The 19,169-nt window shown below is 45.9% G+C and carries 13 protein-coding genes, 2 tRNA genes and 1 pseudogene; 5 read left to right on the plus strand and 11 right to left on the minus strand.

Features of this window, described 5'->3' with window-relative positions:
- Window positions 1–425: 425 nt before the first annotated feature.
- Window positions 426–1,343, minus strand: a complete 918-nt coding sequence (locus tag AC6I8Y_RS11660; protein WP_394151747.1) for a LysR family transcriptional regulator — start codon at window positions 1,341–1,343, stop codon at window positions 426–428.
- Between the two features lie 754 nt (window positions 1,344–2,097).
- Here AC6I8Y_RS11660 and AC6I8Y_RS11665 point away from each other — a divergent pair.
- Window positions 2,098–3,033 carry a fatty acid desaturase family protein gene (locus tag AC6I8Y_RS11665; RefSeq protein WP_498020235.1) on the plus strand — a complete coding sequence of 312 codons (936 nt, stop codon included), beginning with the start codon at window positions 2,098–2,100 and terminating at the stop codon, window positions 3,031–3,033.
- Between the two features lie 309 nt (window positions 3,034–3,342).
- On the opposite strand, the gene motY is transcribed toward AC6I8Y_RS11665, so the two are convergent.
- Window positions 3,343–4,227, minus strand: a complete 885-nt coding sequence (gene motY / locus AC6I8Y_RS11670; RefSeq protein ID WP_394151753.1) for a flagellar protein MotY — start codon at window positions 4,225–4,227, stop codon at window positions 3,343–3,345.
- A 262-nt stretch (window positions 4,228–4,489) separates the two neighbouring features.
- On the opposite strand from motY, the gene rnt reads away from it, so the two are divergent.
- Window positions 4,490–5,140 (plus strand): ribonuclease T, encoded by a 651-nt coding sequence (gene rnt, locus AC6I8Y_RS11675; RefSeq protein WP_128648628.1) that lies wholly within the window; start codon window positions 4,490–4,492, stop codon window positions 5,138–5,140.
- A gap of 25 nt (window positions 5,141–5,165) precedes the next feature.
- Window positions 5,166–6,491 (plus strand): Na+/H+ antiporter family protein, encoded by a 1,326-nt coding sequence (locus tag AC6I8Y_RS11680; RefSeq protein ID WP_234495464.1) that lies wholly within the window; start codon window positions 5,166–5,168, stop codon window positions 6,489–6,491.
- 93 nt (window positions 6,492–6,584) lie between these two features.
- On the opposite strand, the gene AC6I8Y_RS11685 is transcribed toward AC6I8Y_RS11680, so the two are convergent.
- From AC6I8Y_RS11685 to AC6I8Y_RS11695, 3 genes and pseudogenes are all read right to left on the minus strand, one after another.
- Window positions 6,585–6,905 (minus strand): DUF1244 domain-containing protein, encoded by a 321-nt coding sequence (locus tag AC6I8Y_RS11685; protein ID WP_042476594.1) that lies wholly within the window; start codon window positions 6,903–6,905, stop codon window positions 6,585–6,587.
- 100 nt (window positions 6,906–7,005) lie between these two features.
- Window positions 7,006–10,135 (minus strand): annotated as a pseudogene (gene vexH / locus AC6I8Y_RS11690) (vibriobactin export RND transporter permease subunit VexH).
- Complete coding sequence (locus AC6I8Y_RS11695; RefSeq protein WP_498020236.1) at window positions 10,135–11,226, minus strand: efflux RND transporter periplasmic adaptor subunit; 1,092 nt, start codon at window positions 11,224–11,226, stop codon at window positions 10,135–10,137. The pseudogene vexH and the gene AC6I8Y_RS11695 overlap by 1 nt, the downstream one beginning before the upstream one ends.
- A 646-nt stretch (window positions 11,227–11,872) precedes the next feature.
- Between AC6I8Y_RS11695 and AC6I8Y_RS11700 the strand changes: the two genes are divergently transcribed.
- Together AC6I8Y_RS11700 and AC6I8Y_RS11705 are read left to right on the plus strand one after the other, a co-directional pair.
- Window positions 11,873–11,957, plus strand: a tRNA-Tyr gene (locus AC6I8Y_RS11700).
- Between the two features lie 242 nt (window positions 11,958–12,199).
- Window positions 12,200–12,284, plus strand: a tRNA-Tyr gene (locus AC6I8Y_RS11705).
- A 94-nt stretch (window positions 12,285–12,378) separates the two neighbouring features.
- Here AC6I8Y_RS11705 and AC6I8Y_RS11710 read toward each other — a convergent pair.
- From AC6I8Y_RS11710 to AC6I8Y_RS11735, 6 genes are all read right to left on the minus strand, one after another.
- Entirely contained in the window at window positions 12,379–13,329 is a 951-nt protein-coding gene (locus AC6I8Y_RS11710; RefSeq protein ID WP_394150528.1) for a glutathione S-transferase family protein, read from the minus strand.
- A gap of 267 nt (window positions 13,330–13,596) precedes the next feature.
- On the minus strand, window positions 13,597–14,589 hold the full coding sequence (gene oppF, locus AC6I8Y_RS11715) for a murein tripeptide/oligopeptide ABC transporter ATP binding protein OppF (protein WP_042478566.1): 993 nt from the start codon (window positions 14,587–14,589) through the stop codon (window positions 13,597–13,599).
- 5 nt (window positions 14,590–14,594) lie between these two features.
- Window positions 14,595–15,566: an ABC transporter ATP-binding protein gene (locus tag AC6I8Y_RS11720; protein ID WP_042478544.1), complete on the minus strand. Its 972-nt coding sequence runs from the start codon at window positions 15,564–15,566 to the stop codon at window positions 14,595–14,597.
- Between the two features lie 19 nt (window positions 15,567–15,585).
- A complete protein-coding gene (oppC, locus tag AC6I8Y_RS11725; protein ID WP_394150923.1) occupies window positions 15,586–16,488 on the minus strand; it encodes an oligopeptide ABC transporter permease OppC in 903 nt (300 codons plus the stop codon).
- Between the two features lie 15 nt (window positions 16,489–16,503).
- Complete coding sequence (oppB, locus tag AC6I8Y_RS11730) at window positions 16,504–17,424, minus strand: oligopeptide ABC transporter permease OppB (protein ID WP_042478541.1); 921 nt, start codon at window positions 17,422–17,424, stop codon at window positions 16,504–16,506.
- Window positions 17,425–17,523: 99 nt separating this feature from the next.
- Window positions 17,524–19,155, minus strand: coding sequence for an ABC transporter substrate-binding protein (locus AC6I8Y_RS11735; protein WP_252011604.1), 1,632 nt, complete (start codon window positions 19,153–19,155; stop codon window positions 17,524–17,526).
- Window positions 19,156–19,169 lie beyond the last annotated feature (14 nt).

Genomic DNA, 19,169 nt, shown 5'->3' on the forward strand with positions numbered 1-19,169 from the left:
CGCCCTAACCATTAAACGCCACAAAGACTTCCAGCACCAAAGAACGTTCTCCCCCTGAACACCATAGCCCATTGCCTTGCTGAAAAACTCTACATAGGGTGAATTAGAGGGGGTATTGATCGTCTATGCGCATTTGCTTAATTGTACCTTCAGACCCAAAAGGCTACGTCGCTCTAACTTGTTTTTGCCCCAAAGTGAGCTAGCCTTTGCTGGTCTCACAATTCATTGAGCAGCTTTTGAATTAATTGTACTAATGGAAATAACGTTTCATTTTATCAAATACATCCATTACATTTTCTGGTGGATTATCCTTGCATTAGATATGCATAGTTCGTCGGCGTAAGGCAATATATCTAACAATTACCCTGTATATGTATTTGAAGTTTTTTTATAAAACCACTGGCAAGTGAAGTACGGTGGAGATTTTATTTAACCGTCTCTAGCAATAGTTTTATAAACTGCTCTAACGCCGGGTTTGGCTGCTTTCTAAGTCTAGTTACAATGCCGTACGTAGTCGTACCAGCAACCTCTCTTGGAAGCTCAACGCAACGGAGGTTGAATCTGTCATCATCAGTTAAAGATAAGCCAGAGATAACAGCAAAGCCTAACCCCAACGAAACATAATGCTTGAGTGATTCCATTGTCCCTACTTCATATTTAACTTGTAAAGTGGAACGGAAACCTTCGATTTCGTTGATTAATCTCCTACCTTCTTGCGTTTCTTCTAGGCAGATTAGTGGTCGAGATTCTAGATCGAAACAATTAATCAAGGAGGCAAGATCATATTTTTCTACAGAAGCCGGACGCTCTTGTTTTGATAACAACAAGTACGTTGAGTGAGTGCAAATAGGTTGAAATATTAGTTCAGAAGGAATACCACATTTTGCAATTATACCTAAATCAATTTCATTGGTTCTAATTAACTTCAGGGTTTGTTCTATAGGCCTCGATAGTAGGCTAAGTCGAATTTTAGGGTACCGTAGAGAAAAGCGTTTTACCTTCTCGGGCAATAAATAACGGAGGACTGAGTCGTGTGCAGAGAGTAAGATTTCTCCAGCCTCCGATTCGCTATCTAGAGTATGTTCAAATGATTTTATTGAATCGAAAAGAGACATAGCGAACTGGAAAGTTTGTTCGCCAGCAGCCGTAATGCGAACCTTCCCCCCTCGACTCCGGTATAGTTTAGAACCCAAATAGTTTTCAAGTAGCTTAATCCGTTGCGAAACAGCAGCTTCTGAGACACCCAGCTCAATGCTTGCTCTTGAAACACTTCCACACTGAGCCATTATATAGAAACAGCGTAGCGCCTTAAGATCCATCGCATCATAATTATTGTTTCTCATTACACTTTCACCTATTCACGCTTATGGGGGCCTTAGCGTTACCCTATGGCGTCATCCCTTCGCTCATTCCATAGTAATTCTAGACCAATACTTATTGAGTCTCTTTGAAATCATAACGTAGGAGGCAGTCATGGATCATATTGATCTTTATTGCGAAAGGTTAGATTCGAGCTTGTTATCTGAGCCAATAAATGCAATGACAAATGGAGCATTTATTGCCGCAGGGTTGGTACTTTCATGCAAAGCGAAACAAACTAACTGGAAAGGGAACGCTCTAATAATACTTGTTTTTCTCATCGGAATTGGAAGTCTTTTTTTCATACGTTTGCCACTGGATGGGCACGAGTACTTGATGTGGTTCCAATCTTAATGTTTCAGCTACTCTTCGTTTGGACTTATCTTAGAGAAATAGCTAAATGGTCTATGCTAAGTGTAAGTATCTTTGTTGCTTTGTTTCTTTGTCTAGTGTTGTTCTTAAGGTGTTTCCCACAAACTTGGAATGGTTCATTAACTTACATTCCCGCCATTACTCTTCTGTTTGGCTTCAGTTTCTTCCAGTACATAAATCACCTACCTGGAGCAGGCATTTTGCTTCTCGCAAGCGTGTTGTTTACTACCTCGTTAATTTTCCGAAGTATTGATGACAGTATTTGCTCTTATTTAGAAGTTGGAACGCATTTCCTATGGCATCTATTTAATAGTCTGGTTTTGTATTTATGCGTCAGCTGTCTGCTAATCAAAAGAGGGTAGAGTAATGATTTTGTATAAAGAACTTAATAATCAATTAGTTAAAGCCAACTGTTTCAAAAGACCAAAAGCACCTTTTTTTATTGAAATTCTAGTTGCCGTGGTTGTCTGCACATTAAGCTATTTAACTATACTGTCTTCGTCATCAACTATGATTACGACTTTTTGCTTAATTGGTATATCGGTTTCTTGGGTTCGTGCTGGGTTCATAGCTCATGAAGCCTATCACCATAATATCTTTGTAGCTCCCATTATGAATAAGTTGATCGGGCATACGTTTCTAACTTTACTTTCTGGAGTTAGCTATTCCCATTTCTGCTCAATACATAAACGTCATCATGCGAAACCTGAAGGTAGCATAGCCTATAGACCGTTAGGAGGAACTCTATCATTACAAAACCGATTGGGGCCCAAGGTTACGAAGCGATACCAAGCTAAATCGTTGTGGTTCCTATCCATCTTTAGAGCGTTTGGACTACACATTGATAGCCTGATTTATTTGTGGGCTCACAAAGAAATGGCTAAGGTCGATATAGCCATGTTGGTTGGGCACTATTTTATTGGGCTGGTTGTGCCCTCATTCGCGCTGGGACTACCAATCGCACTGTTGTACTACCTGATCATTAATATGCTTGCAGGTTTTTATGTTGGGCCACTGTTGCTACTAAGTCACACGGGACTGAATGCTGAAAAGACAAATCACGATCCACTTCTAACATTGTTAGCAACTACAAGAAATATAGACCATAACTGGCTATTGGAAATAGTCTTGAAAGGTACCAGGGAACATGTGGAGCATCACTTATTCCCCGCTATTCCTTACAAAAATTTGAGGGTGGCGAGAACAGTCATTGAGTCATTTTGTCAAAAGTACGACTTACAATACAACGAACAAACCTTACGGAAGGCTTTACATGAGATATCTATAGAAGCACGACTGTAGTACATGAATTACATTGACCAATCGATAGAGGATTTACAATGCCTCAAGTTATTCGTTCACTGCTAACATAGCAAAAGCTGTAGCTCATATCTGTCCCAAAGTAATGTAAACATAAATAAGTAACTAACAGCGCACCTTTTGACTTTCAGCACGCGCGTTAAGTAGATTCCGCATCAAGTGCGGAATGACGACAAATTTGAAACCTGCATCATCGAACTCACCGAGCCAATCACCGCTTTCAACCACTCCAAAAACAAAAAACCAGCAGCCTCACAACTACTGGTTTCCAAAATTCCAATATCAAACAGACTAAACCTCAGTCCGCCCAAACGAAATCACTACCCTCTGGTTCTTCGCTTTGCCAATCGGGGATTCATTGCTCGCTATCGGTCTGCGTTTACCATAGCCCTGCACCTGAATTCTATCTTTTGGTAAGCCTAGCGAGTGGAAATAGTCTTGGAGAATCACTGCACGCTTTTCTGAAAGCTGTTGGCTCTCACTTCTTGTCTCACCCGAATCGGTGTAAGTGGACACCAACACCAAGTCGATATCTTGATTATATCTCACATACTCAGCGATCTGTTGTAGTCGATGTTGAGAGGTTTTATTCAACTGCTCGCTGTTGCGGTCATAGTGAAGAATGGTGAACGAGATATCTTCAAAGCTGTATGGCAGAAGGTTAGCCACACAATCACTAAATACATTGTATTTACCTTGGAACAATACCGACGAGAGTGACACCTCGATACGCTCATCACGGCTCTGCCAGTCTTGATAGCTAAAGGTCGGATAACGTCCCTTTTCGAGCTCGCTCAAGATACTCCATGCAGCTTGTCCGCCGACATAACCATTAAACTGTTTGAAAAACTGTAGGTTACTGATGCGGTCTGCACTATCGCCTGGACGCCAAGGTGGTGGCATGGATACTAGGCTAACATTGCGTGTTTCGCCCATTGCGCGGCGCATTTTCAGTTCAAAGTCGAGGTTAATCTTTTTGCTCGCACGTGCAATAAACTCCGCATCCCCAAAATTTGGGATCGGATGAACAAGGCGGCACTCCAACGGTGTATTACTTACCATTTCCCATTGAGACTGGGTTGGTGTTGCCACGTAGCGCTTCTCAATTGCCGCATTGGCAACAGGAGCGATTAACGCAGGCAACAAGAACGTGGCAAGTAAAGTGTTTAATTTCATATAGATAGATAACTCGATAGCAATAACATCGGCGGCATATCCTTGCCGCTAATGCATTTAGATGGATCTCCATCTTGTACATTGCAAATATCCCGCCAACATCAACGTCTGTTTTTGACTAACTTGTCATGAAGAATGAGATACAAACGATTACCTGTATCTATGGTTGAGGTATTAAGCCCGAAATTAAATGCGTTGTTTGGTTTTTTATGCTGAAAGAATCTGCAATAATGCCCGCTTCGTCACATTAAAAAACTCTAACATGTCTGTAGAAAACGAAGCTCTTACACTAAAAAAGCGATTCCGTGGTTATTTTCCCGTTGTTGTCGACGTGGAAACGGCAGGTTTTAATGCTAGCACTGACGCGTTACTGGAAATCTGTGCCATCACTTTAAAGATGGACGAAGAAGGTAACCTACAACCTGCCACTGTGATGCACTATCACATCGAACCGTTCGAAGGCGCTAACCTAGAAAAGGAAGCGTTGGAGTTTAACGGTATTCGAGACCCGTTTAGCCCATTGCGTGGAGCGGTTTCCGAACAAGAGGCACTGAAAGAGATCTACAAAGTGATTCGAAAGGAGCAAAAGCAACACGATTGTAATCGAGCAATCATGGTGGCACACAATGCGAATTTTGATCACAGCTTTGTTAGTGCGGCGAATGAGCGTGCCAAACTTAAGCGCGTACCTTTCCACCCGTTTGCTACCTTCGATACCGCGACATTAAGTGGTCTTGCTTTTGGTCAAACGGTATTGGCAAAAGCTTGTAAAGTCGCAGGCATGGAGTTCGATAACAAGGAAGCCCACTCGGCTCTTTACGACACCCAAAAGACGGCTGAGCTGTTTTGCCGTATCGTCAACAAATGGAAAGCACTTGGTGGCTGGCCTGTTGTTGACGAGAACCAAGAATAAACAAACACAACTTTTAGAGATTATTATGAATCCTGTCGTTATTTCCGTTTGCATCATGCTGGTTCTGGCATTGATGCGCGTTAACGTTGTCGTTGCGTTAACATTTAGTGCCATCGTTGGTGGCGTTGTCTCTGGTATGTCACTAACCGACGCAGTTAGTGCTTTTGAAGGTGGTCTTGGTGGCGGTGCTACTATCGCATTGAGCTACGCGATGCTAGGTACCTTCGCGGTTGCCATTTCCAAGTCTGGTATTACTGACCTGCTTGCACAAAGCGTGATTAAGCGAATTCATGGCAAAGAAAGCTCGGCGGGCTCAACAGGTCTTAAGTATGCGGTTCTTGTCGCGCTGATTCTTGTGACTATGTCGTCTCAGAACGTAATCCCTGTCCATATCGCCTTTATCCCAATTTTGATTCCACCTTTGCTAGGCGTATTTGCGAAACTCAAGCTTGATCGTCGTTTGGTTGCTTGTGTGTTGACCTTTGGTCTTGTTACGCCATACATGGTTCTGCCAGTCGGTTTTGGTGGCATCTTCCTAAACAATATCTTGCTTAAGAACCTACATGACAACGGTTTAGAGTCGGTAACGGCATCTCAAGTCCCTATGGCGATGCTACTTCCTGCGCTAGGCATGATCACTGGTCTACTTCTCGCTATCTTCTTTAGCTACCGTAAACCGCGTGAGTATGCTGCAACAGAGATGACACAAATCGATGAAGAGCCTTCTCACATCAACAAGAAGAACATCTTTATTGCTATCGCTGGTATCGTAGCGGCGCTAGCCGTTCAGTTGACTTCAGGTTCAATGATTATCGGTGCACTTGCAGGCTTCATGGTCTTTACCTTTGGCGGCGTGATTGCATGGAAAGAGACACAAGATGTGTTCACTAAAGGTGTTCACATGATGGCGATGATCGGCTTTATTATGATTTCTGCAGCGGGCTTTGCTGCGGTAATGAAGCAAACTGGTGGCGTTGAATCTCTTGTAGAAGCTCTATCCACCAGCATTGGTGACAACAAGCCTCTAGCGGCACTGCTAATGCTAGTCGTTGGTCTTTTGGTCACTATGGGTATCGGCTCTTCATTCTCTACGATTCCAATCATTGCAACTATCTATGTACCGCTTGCTATCGCTTTCGGCTTTTCACCAATGGCAACTGTTGCACTTGTCGGTACTGCTGCTGCGCTGGGTGATGCGGGTTCGCCAGCCTCTGACTCAACGTTGGGTCCAACTTCAGGTCTGAACGCAGATGGTCAGCACGAACACATTTGGGAGACAGTGGTTCCTACCTTTATCCACTACAACATTCCACTTATCGTGTTTGGTTGGATTGCAGCGATGGTGCTGTAGTCGTTCGAAGACTCGTAGTCTCGTGCTAAAATACGTAGAAAGCAAAAAGGCTTGGTCACTGACCAAGCCTTTTTCGTATCTGATAACAAGCGCTTACTTCTTCGCTTGTCTCGCTTCGAACGCGGCAAGCTGTTCAGGTGTTGCCTTTGGTTGGTGGTTCGTTTTCCACTCATCGTAAGTCATACCATAGACACGTTCACGAGCGTCATCGATATCTAAATCTAGACCTTGGGTTTCCGCTTCTGCTTTGTACCATTTACTAAAGCAGTTACGGCAAAAGCCAGCCAGAATCATAAGGTCGATGTTTTGAACGTCCTTATTGCTATCTAAGTGCGCAAGAAGGCGGCGAAATACAGCTGCGTCTAGCTTATCTTGTTGGTCTTGCGGGAGATCTTTGTATTTGAAGTCAGCCACTCTACTTTCCTTTATTGTTGGTTTTTCTATCTCCATCCTAACCAACAAACAAAAAAATGCCCAGTCGAAACTGGGCATTTGTTATCTACGTTTTGTTTAGCTAGACATCGCTCAACTCACCATGACTGCTACGTGCTTTCACATCATGACTGAGTGCTTTGTTAAGTTCTGCCTCTACATGCCCTGGCGATTGTGTTCTCGCTGAAATCAGACGATACATCGCTGGAATCACAAACAGCGTAACCAGAGTAGCAAACGCCATTCCGAAGAAGATGACTGTACCCACCGCGACGCGGCTTTCCATAACCAGCCCCTGTCGACAGAATCAACGGAATCGCACCGGCAAGTGTAGTAAATGCAGTCATCATAATCGGACGAAGACGTCGAGCTGAGGCATCAATGATGGCTTTCTCAAACTCAATGCCCTTATCACGGAGTTGGTTGGCAAACTCGACGATCAAGATACCGTTTTTGGTTACCATGCCGATCAACATGATCATACCAATTTGGCTATAGATGTTCAGACCTTGCTGCATGATCACCAAGCCAAGGAAGCCACCAAATACCCCCATAGGTACTGTAAACATCACCACTAATGGGTTTACAAAGCTTTCGAACTGGGCCGCCAGTACTAGATAAGCCACCAGCAGAGCCAAACCAAACACCACTAAGATACTTGATTGGTTCTCTTTAAAGTCTTTCGACTCGCCGGCGTAGCTTACAGAAATATCTCCAGGTAGCATCTCTATCGCTTGTTGGTCAAGGAAGTCCAACGCCTCACCCAAGGTATAGCCATCAGATAAGTTCGCCTTAATAGTGATAGCCTTTTGCTTGTTGTAGTGAGACAGGCGAATAGACGAAGCCACTTCCTCAATTGAGGTCACCGCATCCAAAGTCACCAGCTCACCCGATTGAGTTCTCATGTAGATTTGACTAAGGTCAGCTGCATTGTTAAAGCTGTTCTCGTCGCCACGAATATACACATCGTACTCTTCACCGCGCTCAACGTAGGTTGTCTCACTCTTACCGCCTAACATGATTTCTAGGGTGTCTGAGATGTCAGCAACACTAATACCCAGCTCAGCAGCTCGTTCGCGATCAATGGTAACCACAAGTTCCGGCGTTTTCTCTGAATAGTTAGTGCTCGCCCCTTCCATAAACGGCGATTCTTCTGCGGCTTGCTCTAGCTTATCTGCCCAAGTTTGCAGTTCTGAGTAGTCTGAGCCACCGATAACAAACTGGACTGGTTCACTGGAGCCGCCTCTGAAACCTGGCATAAACGGATACACTCGAACATCGGCGATACCCGCCAACGCTTTACGAGCTTCTCCCAATGCTTCCGACGCGGTAACGTCACGATCGTTCCAGTCTTCCAAAATCATGATGACAAAGCCAGTTTGGTCACCCGCGTTACCGCCAAAGGCCGGAGACTGAATACTGAATGATTTCAAGAAGCCTTGACCAAGCAACGGCATCAGACGATCTTCGACGATATCCATGTTGGCTGCCATGCGGTTGTAACTGGTCGCGTCCGCACCACGAACGAAGGCAAAGATAACACCTCGGTCTTCTGATGGAGTGAGCTGCGCTGGCACGTGCTGCATCAACTGAAAGCTGCCGCCGACACACGCGATAATAACAATGGGTGCAACCCATCTCAGCTTGAGGGCTTTAGCAAGCGCCGCCTTATAGCCACGCTCTAGCTTTCTAAAACCGCGGTCTATCGCTTGAGTAAAGCGGTTTGGTTTTACGTTCGCTCTCAAGATAGTACTGCCAAGTACTGGCGTTAGGGTCAGCGCTATCAAGGACGAGAAGATGACCGACATAGCAAGCAGCACTGAGAACTCGGTGAACAGTAGTCCAATCATACCGTCCATAAAGGAGATCGGTAGGAACACCATGACGAGTACTAGCGTGGTTGCGATAACGGCGAAGCCGACTTCTCTTGTCCCTTTATAGGCAGCTAGTAGCGGTGACTCGCCACGCTCAATGTGGTGGAAGATGTTCTCCACAACCACAATGGCGTCATCAACCACCAAGCCAATTGACAAGATAAGTGCCATTAGCGTGATGAGGTTAATGGAGAAGCCAAAGAAATACGCTGCAATGAAAGATGAAATCAGAGACACAGGTACGGTGACAGCGGGGATAAGTGTCGCTCGCGCTTGACCGATAAAGATGTAAAGCACCAGGATGACCAATCCACCTGTGATAAACAGGGTGTTGTATACCTCAGAAATCGAGCGATCGATGAAAACGGTAGAATCGTAGTCGATCGCCAAGCGAGTCCCGTCAGGAAGGAACTGCTGCATGCGCTCAACTTCTTTGTGGACTAGGTCTGCAACTTCCAATGGGTTGGCATCAGATTGTGGCACGATACCCATACTCACATTGACGACACCATCGCTTTTGAACGTTGAGTTTTCGTTTTCGGCACCCACATAGACGTCAGCTACGTCTTTAAGGTAGATAGGCGTGTTATCGCTTGCTCGCTTAACCACGAGATACTCAAAGTCAACCGGAGTGCTATAGGCACGCGCAGTGCGCACCGACATAACGGTTGCGTCGTTACGAACTTCACCACCCGGACTCTCAATGTTTTCACTTCTCAGTGCTGCAGTGATATCCGATGTTGTTACTCCACGGCCCGCCATGAAGGCTGGTTTGAGTTTGACGTACATAACCTGATACAGGCCGCCGGAGATATCAACCGAGCTCACCCCGGATATCAAACTAAAGCGGTCCACGAGCACACGGTTAACGTAATCGGTTAACTGGGTGCGGTCCATTTCAGAGGAGCTGAGGTTGATGTAAAGCGATGCCTCACCACTACCGTTGTTCTTAAACACCAGCGGATCATCAGCTTCATCTGGCAGTGAGCGCTGAGCTCTTGCTACCGCATCACGGACATCACTGACACCGGTATTTAGGTCATAGCCAAGCTCAAACGTCACAGTAATTCGAGACATGCTATTACGTGTTGTCGACTCGATCTCGTCGATACCGCTTATGCCTGATAACTGGTCTTCGATAACCGACGTTATCTGGCTCTCGATAATAGTGGCTGAAGCCCCTTCATAACGAGTAGAGATAGAGACAACAGGGTTCTCGATATCCGGCATCTCACGCACGGCGAGTTTGCTAAACGACACGATACCGAACACACAGAGCAGCAAGCTCAGAACGATAGCCGCTACCGGACGTTTAACGGAAACATCAGATAACAACATTAGCTGGCTTCCTTATCCGTTGGCTTGTTGTTGCCTTGCATGCGAGCAGCACTTGGCTCTCCATTCGCGTTGACTTCGGAGACTGACACACCATCGCGCATGTTAACAATGCCCTGCACCACAATACGCTGGCCAATCTCGATACCTTTCTCAATCACAACCTGATTACCTACGCGAGCACCGAGGAAGACTTCCGTACGATGGGCCTTATTGTTGTCGTCGACAACATACACGTAGCGCTTGGTGCCTGAATATTCCAATGCTTGAACAGGGATAATTGGCGCTTCAATTGGTGGAAATTCCATGCGAGCTTGTGCGAGCATACCAGGCTTTAAGCGACGGTCTTCGTTTTCAAAATGAATACGAATACGCAGGTTAAGCGTTTCTTGATTCACGCGAGTATCTATCGCTACGACCTTACCTGAGAATACTCGGGAGCCCCATGCCGCAGTAAGCGCGGTAACATCCATGCCCCTTTCGAGCATTGGAAGATAACTTTCAGGGACTTGCAGATCGAGCTGCATCGTTGATAGATCATCGAGTGTCAGCAATTCAGTACCTACATTCACTAGCTTACCGCGACTGAAATCAATAAGACCCACAGTGCCAGCAAAAGGGGCTTCTATATATAAGTCGTTAAGGTTGGCATTAGCTGCATCTAGACGTGCGTTACCAATATCAACAGCAGCCTTTTGAGCATCGATTTCCGTTTTGGTAATCGCGTTGCGATCAACTAGGCGTTGGAACTCTGCGAGGATACGTTTTTGGTCGCGGACGTAAGCTTTTGCTTCTGCAACCGCCGCCAGCGCTTTGTCGTCGTTCAATTGGACCAGGAGCTGTCCCTTTTCAACGGTTTGGTTTGCCGTAACTTGAATGCGGTCGACAATGCCATTGACTTCAGAAGAGATAATCACGGATTCGTCAGCTTCTAATTTGCCAACAAGAGACAGTGACTGGGAAACTTGATGAATGGCGACTTGCTCAGTCACGACTGAAACCGCCCTCGCGCCAGCCTTTCCTTTGGCTAGGGTTGCTGGTGAAACACAGAGAATAGACAGTGCCAGCAAACCCATTATGGTTTTATTTTTCATTGTGTGTGTCTTTTAGTGTAAAAACTATGGTTATTCTAGCGAGTTATACGCCCTATAACGTCAAGAAGTGTAAATCTTAACGCGCTAATCTATTTACAATTGTGGCTAATCTTTTGTACCCGTGTTGGCGTAGAACCAATATAACTCGCTGCTGTATAAATAATAATGACTAAAAACACGCTTTTTAGCCGTCTCTGCCCAAAAAGGCACCATTCAGTTCAAAATCAGCAAAAAAGGGTTTACAGCCATACGCAGTTTGTTATGATGCGCTCCGAACTTGAGTGATGCGTTGGGAAAACATCAAACAAGTATAAAACCCTGGGGGGTTCCCGAGTGGCCAAAGGGAGCAGACTGTAAATCTGCCGGCACTGCCTTCGATGGTTCGAATCCGTCCCCCCCCACCACATTTTGTTAGTTGATGATGTCAGCTAACCAACTTGAATCGACGCGTTGGGAAAACATCGACCAAGTATAAAAACCCCTGGGGGGTTCCCGAGTGGCCAAAGGGAGCAGACTGTAAATCTGCCGGCACTGCCTTCGATGGTTCGAATCCGTCCCCCCCCACCACATTTTGTTAGTTGATGATGTCAGCTAACCAACTTGAATCGACGCGTTGGGAAAACATCGACCAAGTATAAAAACCCCTGGGGGGGTTCCCGAGTGGCCAAAGGGAGCAGACTGTAAATCTGCCGGCACTGCCTTCGATGGTTCGAATCCGTCCCCCCCCACCACATTTTGTTAGTTGATGATGTCAGCTAACCAACTTGAATCGACGCGTTGGGAAAACATCGACCAAGTATAAAAACCCCTGGGGGGTTCCCGAGTGGCCAAAGGGAGCAGACTGTAAATCTGCCGGCACTGCCTTCGATGGTTCGAATCCGTCCCCCCCCACCATATTTTGTTAGTTGGTGATATCAGCTAGCCAACTTGAATCGACGCGTTGGGAAAACATCGACCAAGTATAAAAACCCCCGGGGGGGTTCCCGAGTGGCCAAAGGGAGCAGACTGTAAATCTGCCGGCACTGCCTTCGATGGTTCGAATCCGTCCCCCCCCACCATACAAAAGAAAAACCGACTCATCCGAGTCGGTTTTTTTGTTTCTGGCCATCTGTCACTAGTTACTGTCTCTCATGATGGTCTCTCAATCACTTCTCAGCCACCAATCGATTCACGTCCGTGAGGTGAATCAAGGTCAAGTTCAGGTCCTAATGGCACGACTTGTGTTGGATTTATACCCGTATGGCTGAAGTAGTAGTGTCTCTTGATGTGATAAAGATCCGTCGTTGCGCTGACACCTTCTACTTGATACAGCTCCTTCAGATACCCTTGAATATTTGGGTAATCGGCAATGCGCTTTTTATTGCATTTGAAATGCCCTACGTAAACCGCATCAAATCTCACTAGCGTGGTAAATAGGCGCCAATCAGCTTCTGTCAGGGTATCACCCACCAGATAACGCGATGTGGCCAGGTGGGCCTCGACCTTGTCCAAGGCGTCAAACAAACCGTGGAACGCATCTTCATAGGCTTCTTGAGTGGTAGCAAAGCCGCAGCGATAGACACCATTATTAATGTTTGGATAAACGAACTCATTCCACTGGTCAATCCCCGCGCGAAGTGAGTCTGGGTAATAGTCGTCATGATTTCCAGTAAGGTCATTGAACGCCGTGTTAAACATGCGAATGATTTCAGACGATTCGTTGCTAACAATCGTATTGGTTTTCTTATCCCAAAGCACCGGAACAGTCACACGGCCGGTGTAGTCCGATTTAGCTTGAGTGTAAATCTGGTGAAGCTTGGTAAAGCCAAAAAGCGGCTCTGGCAAACCAAAAGTCCAACCTTCAGATAGCATATCTGGGCATACGACAGTCACATCGATGTGTTTCTCCAATCCTTTTAGAGATCGGAATATCAAGGTTCTGTGTGCCCAAGGGCAAGCGAGGGATACATATAGGTGGTAACGGCCCGACTCTGGTTGGAACTCCGCGTCTGCTCGGTTCTCAACCCAGTTGCGAAATCCTGCGTCTTCGCGCACGAACTTACCACCAGAGGATTTGGTGTCATACCAAACATCATGCCAAACACCATCCACTAATTTACCCATGACTTTCTTCCTCGTTATGATTTTGATGAAAAAAGTATAGAGCGGAAAGGTTACAAACTTCAGTGGGTGCCTTTAACTATGTCGTTCAAAATCTTTGAATAACAGGCAGCGTGACAAGAAAATAAATAACTTGCGGGATGACAGATACAAAAAAAGCGCGACTAAACTTACTCGTCGCGCTTAGGCCCGTCACAGGCTGAAAATAGCGGCCCTAACAGCTCACACATACCGTTAGGGCGTTCCTTGCTATTCGATTACTGGGATACACTAAACGCTAACGTTTAGGCACGACACTGCGTGTACGTCCGTTCCCTGTATTGTTGGTTTTTGTTGTGCGCACTGCTCTGTCGCTTGTGGACAGCGCGTGCGGAACACACAACCCGATGGTGGGTTAATTGGTGAAGGCAAATCACCCTCAAGCATTTGAATCGTCTTTGAGCGCTCAATCTTTGGATCTGGGATTGGTACTGCAGACATCAACGCTCGTGTATACGGGTGTTTCGGGTCAGCAAACAGTGCCTCGGCTTCACCAAGTTCAACGGCGTTACCTAGGTACATAACCAATACGCGATCAGAGATGTGTTTTACTACCGACAAATCGTGGGCAATGAAAACCAAGCTCAAACCTAACTCTTTTTGTAGCTCTTTAAGAAGGTTAACAACCTGAGCCTGAATCGATACGTCTAGTGCTGATACTGGTTCATCACAGATGATCATCTTAGGCTTTAGGATAAGTGCACGAGCAATACCGATACGCTGACACTGACCACCCGAGAATTCGTGAGGGTAACGGTTGATAACGTTTGGTAGTAGACCTACCTTAGCCATCATTTCCTTAACGCGATCCTTTACTTCTTGCTTAGAGAGTTCTGGATAGAAGGTCTCTAGAGGCTCTGCGATGATGTCGCCCACTGTCATACGCGGGTTAAGCGACGCCAAAGGATCCTGGAAAATCATTTGGATTTCTTTACGCGTATTACGACGCTGAACCGCTTGCATCTTAGTCAGATCTTGACCAAGCCACATTACTTCGCCGTCCGTCGCTTCTACAAGGCCAATGATGGCACGAGCAAACGTAGATTTACCACAACCAGACTCACCTACAACGCCCAGTGTCTCGCCTTCGTATAAACGTACGTTAACACCGTCGACAGCTTTTAGGTTAGAAGGCTTGCTCCAAGGCCATGCGGACTTAGAAGCAATGCTAAAGTGAACCTTAAGGTCTTTAACGTCTAAAAGAAGTTCTTTGTTATTTGTCATTGCATTCATTTGGCCCAAGCCTCCCAATCAGAAAAACACGCACGTTGACGACCTTGACCAAAGTTCTCTAGCTTTGGTGCTTCCACGCTGCACTGAGGTGTTGCACGGTGGCAACGCTCTTGGTAAGGACAGCCTGGTGGCAGACGTAGCAAGTTAGGTGGGTTGCCTGGAATCGTAGGCAGGATTTCACCTTCGGTATCCAAACGAGGGATTGCCTTTAGCAGACCCTCTGCATACGGGTGACTTGGGTTGTAGAAGATCTCGTCAACGGTACCGTACTCCATAGTACGACCAGCATACATCACAAGTACTTTGTCACAAGAACCAGCCACCACGCCCAAATCGTGGGTAATCATAATGATTGCTGTATTGAACTCGGTTTTTAGTTCGTTCAGAAGATCCATGATCTGTGCCTGAACGGTTACGTCGAGTGCCGTTGTCGGCTCATCGGCAATCAGAAGCTTTGGACGACAAAGCAGTGCCATCGCAATCATTACACGCTGACGCATACCGCCTGAAAACTCATGCGGATACATGGTAATACGCTTACGTGCTTCAGGAATCTTAACCGCTTCTAGCATGCGAACAGATTCTTCAAATGCTTCCGCTTTACCCATGCCTTTGTGCAGCATCAGTACTTCCATTAGCTGATCACTCACCTTCATGTAAGGGTTAAGTGAGGTCATTGGATCCTGGAAGATCATCGCAATCTGCTCAGCACGAACTTTGTTCAGCTCTTTCTCAGGTAGGTTAAGGATTTCACGACCCTCGAACTGAGCACTGCCCGATACAATACCGTTTTTCGCGAGCAAACCCATGATTGAGAATACAGTCTGAGATTTACCTGAACCGGACTCACCTACGATACCAAGCGTTTCACCTTGGTTCAGTGAGAAGTTTAAATCGTTAACTGCGGTTACAATACCGTCCTGCGTTTTAAATTCGACACGCAGATCTTTTACATCTAATAAGCTCATAGTACTTCCTTAATCGTTATTATCTGTCTTTTGGATCCAACGCGTCACGAAGACCGTCGCCCACATAGTTAAAGCAGAATAGTGTTACCACCATGAAGATTGCTGGGTAAGTTAGCTGCCAAATAGCAACTTCCATCGTTTGAGAGCCTTCTTGAAGAAGTGCGCCCCAGCTCGTCATTGGCTCTTGAACACCAAGACCAAGGAATGACAAGAATGATTCCGTTAGGATCATGCTTGGAATAAGAAGCGTTGAGTAAACCGCTACGATACCGAGTACGTTAGGAACAATGTGACGCGTAATAATGCGCCATGTGCTTACGCCCGATACGTGTGCCGCTTCAATAAACTCTTTGCTGCGCAAGCTTAGGGTTTGACCACGTACAATGCGCGCCATGTCCAGCCATGCAATCGCACCGATAGCGACAAAGATAAGTACAATGTTACGACCAAAGAAGGTCACTAGTACGATGACTAGGAACATGAATGGTACTGCGTATAGGATCTCAAGGATACGCATCATAACTCGGTCAACTTTACCGCCAATAAAGCCTGATGCCGCGCCGTAAAGCGTACCAATCAGTACTGCAACAAAAGCACCAAGTACACCCACCATTAGCGAGATTCGACCACCGATAAGGGTACGAACATACAGGTCACGCCCGAGGCTATCTGTACCAAACCAGTGCTCAGCACTTGGCGCGGCGTGCATCGCATACCAATCCGTATCATCGTAGGTGTAGGGTGCGATCATTGGCAGAAAGATAACCGCCATCGTCATAACAAACAGGATAAATAAACTGACCATCGCAGCTTTGTTGCGCATAAAGCGGATGCGCGCGTCTTGCCACAAACTACGACCTTCAATTTCTAGGTTCTCTGAAAACTTCTCTACCGCTTCTAAGTTTTCTTTTTTCGTTAGCATCATTACCACTCTCCCTTAGTAACGAATTTTCGGGTCGATCATCGCAAGCAGAATATCTACGATGGCGTTAAATAGAATGAATAGGAAACCAATAAGAATGGTCACACCCATTACTAACGAATAGTCACGGTTAAATGCCGCATTCACGAACAGCTTACCGATACCTGGTAGACCGAAGATAGTTTCAACAACCACCGAACCAGTAATGATACCCACAAACGCTGGCCCCATGTATGAAACAACCGGCAGCAACGCAGGCTTCAACGCATGTTTCAGAACAATGTATCTGTAGCTCAAGCCTTTCGCTCGGGCAGTACGGATAAAGTTACTGTTCAATGTCTCAATCATGCTACCGCGAGTGATACGCGCAAATGTTGCGACATACAGCAATGACATAGCGATCACTGGCAATACGATGTATTGGAAGCCGCCGTCATGCCAACCACCAGCAGGGAAGAGATTCCAATGCAAAGAGAACAGATAAATTAGAGCGGGTGCCAGTACAAACGAGGGCATAACGACCCCGAGCATGGCGGTCGACATAATCGTATAGTCGAGCCATGTATTCTGCCGTAAGGCGGCAATCGTACCGACCGTGACACCCATAATGACGGTAAAGATAAAGGCGATGAGACCTACTTTAGCTGATACCGGTAATGCTACAGAAATAAGCTCGTTTACCGTGTAATCTTGATATTTAAATGAAGGCCCGAAGTCGCCTTGAATGATGTTTGTGAGGTACGTGGTGTACTGCTCAAACACTGGCTTATCTAAGCCATATTTTGCTTCGATGTTCGCCATAACTTCCGGTGGAAGTGGGCGCTCACTTGAAAAAGGGTTACCTGGTGCGAAACGCATCAAGAAAAATGAGACAGTAATCAATACCAACAGTGTCGGTATTGCTTCAAATATCCGTTTAAGTATGAATTTAATCATAAACTCATCCATCCAGTCTGTGACAATTAATAATAAGAAGACGCTGCGTGTGCTAGATGCACACACAGTGTCTTAGTTCGTTATTTTTTTTATATAGAATTACTTAGCTTTGATGTAGAGATCTTTTGAGTAGATCTTATCTTCTGCGTTACCTTCTGGGTAACCACCAAGCTGTGGAGATACAAGACGTGTTGTAACGTACTGATAGATAGGCGCGATTGGCATATCTTTCGCTAGGATTTTCTCAGCTTCGATGTAAAGTGCTGTACGCTCTTCTTCTGAAGTAGAGTGCAGTGCTTTATCGATAACTTTGTCGTACTCAGCGCTCTTATAGTGCTGACCCGCAGTCGTGTTCTGACTTACCATCAATGTTAGGAATGAAGACGCTTCGTTGTAGTCACCACACCAGCCAGCACGTGCAACGTCAAAATCGCCGCTGTCTTTGCTGTCTAGGTAAGATTTCCACTCTTGGTTTTCAAGCTTCGCATTGATGCCTAGCTCTTTCTTCCACATAGACGCGATTGCTACAGCAATCTTCTTGTGGTTTTCAGATGTGTTGTAAAGTAGGTCGAATTCTAGAGGGTTGCTCTTCGTGTAACCTGCTTCTTCAAGAAGACGTTTCGCTTCAGCGATACGCTCTTTTTGAGACATTTGACCGTACTCTGGAGTTACAGGGTCGAAGCCTGCAGTGATCTCTGGAGTTAGGAAGTAAGCTGGCTTCTGGCCTTGACCTAGAATCGCTTTAGTTACGATATCACGGTCCATTGCGTAAGACATTGCTTTACGAACGCGAACATCGTTGAAAGGTGCTTTCTGTGCGTTGAACTGGTAGTAGTACGTACACAGGTTACCCTTGATGTTTACATCTTCAGCGTAATCTTTCTGTAGACGACGGAAGTGCTCGTTAGGAACTTCGTATGTGAAGTCTAGCTCGCCAGAAAGGAAACGGTTCATTTCTGCAACTTGGTTCTCGATAGGTAGGAAAGTTACCTTGTTAAGAACTGTTGAGTCGTTATCCCAGTAGTTTGCGTTACGAACTAGCTCTAGACGCTCGTTCACTACCCACTTGTTAGGAACGAATGCACCGTTACCAACGAAGTTTTCTGGTTTAGTCCACTGATCACCGAACTTCTCTACCGTCGCTTTGTGAACAGGCTTAACCGTTGTGTGACCCATCATCATTACGAAGTAAGGAACAGCTGTGTCTAGCGTTACTTCTAGTGTGTAGTCGTCAACCGCTTTAACACCTAGCTCGCTCTTGTCTTTTTTACCAGCAACGATGTCTTTTGCGTTCGCCATCTTGGTGTATTCCATGTACCAAGCGTATGGAGAAGCTGTCGCTGGATCAACCGCGCGCTGGAAGCTGTAAACGAAGTCGTTTGCAGTTACAGGGTCGCCGTTAGACCATTTTGCGTCTTTGCGTAGGTGGAAAGTGAAGGTTTGGTTGTCTTCGGTTTCCCAAGAAGTCGCAACACCAGGGATGGTCTTGCCGTTTGCATCTTGGTTTACTAGGCCTTCTAGAAGGTCACGAATTACGTGAGACTCAGGAACACCTTGAGATTTGTGCGGATCGAGTGTTGCTACCTCGGTACCGTTACCACGAACAAGCTCTTGTTTTTCTGCTAGTTTCGTGCCAGCTGGAACATCTGCGGCAAGAGTAGAAAAAGAAGTGGCAGCCACTGCCATGCCAGCACCTAGAAGAAGGGCTTGCGTGATCTTATTCTTGTACATGTATTTAACTCCAA

The organism is Vibrio sp. KUL78 (assembly GCF_059725505.1).

Bases quoted from the DNA above. Each gene is read 5' to 3' on its own strand.
- motY (WP_394151753.1), bottom strand. From the start codon at position 4,227: ATGAAATTAAACACTTTACTTGCCACGTTCTTGTTGCCTGCGTTAATC.
- AC6I8Y_RS11660 (WP_394151747.1), bottom strand. From the start codon at position 1,343: ATGAGAAACAATAATTATGATGCGATGGATCTTAAGGCGCTACGCTGT.
- AC6I8Y_RS11680 (WP_234495464.1), top strand. From the start codon at position 5,166: ATGAATCCTGTCGTTATTTCCGTTTGCATCATGCTGGTTCTGGCATTG.
- oppB (WP_042478541.1), bottom strand. From the start codon at position 17,424: ATGATTAAATTCATACTTAAACGGATATTTGAAGCAATACCGACACTG.
- AC6I8Y_RS11695 (WP_498020236.1), bottom strand. From the start codon at position 11,226: ATGAAAAATAAAACCATAATGGGTTTGCTGGCACTGTCTATTCTCTGT.
- AC6I8Y_RS11710 (WP_394150528.1), bottom strand. From the start codon at position 13,329: ATGGGTAAATTAGTGGATGGTGTTTGGCATGATGTTTGGTATGACACC.
- AC6I8Y_RS11665 (WP_498020235.1), top strand. From the start codon at position 2,098: ATGATTTTGTATAAAGAACTTAATAATCAATTAGTTAAAGCCAACTGT.
- oppF (WP_042478566.1), bottom strand. From the start codon at position 14,589: ATGACAAATAACAAAGAACTTCTTTTAGACGTTAAAGACCTTAAGGTT.
- rnt (WP_128648628.1), top strand. From the start codon at position 4,490: ATGTCTGTAGAAAACGAAGCTCTTACACTAAAAAAGCGATTCCGTGGT.
- AC6I8Y_RS11735 (WP_252011604.1), bottom strand. From the start codon at position 19,155: ATGTACAAGAATAAGATCACGCAAGCCCTTCTTCTAGGTGCTGGCATG.
- oppC (WP_394150923.1), bottom strand. From the start codon at position 16,488: ATGCTAACGAAAAAAGAAAACTTAGAAGCGGTAGAGAAGTTTTCAGAG.
- AC6I8Y_RS11720 (WP_042478544.1), bottom strand. From the start codon at position 15,566: ATGAGCTTATTAGATGTAAAAGATCTGCGTGTCGAATTTAAAACGCAG.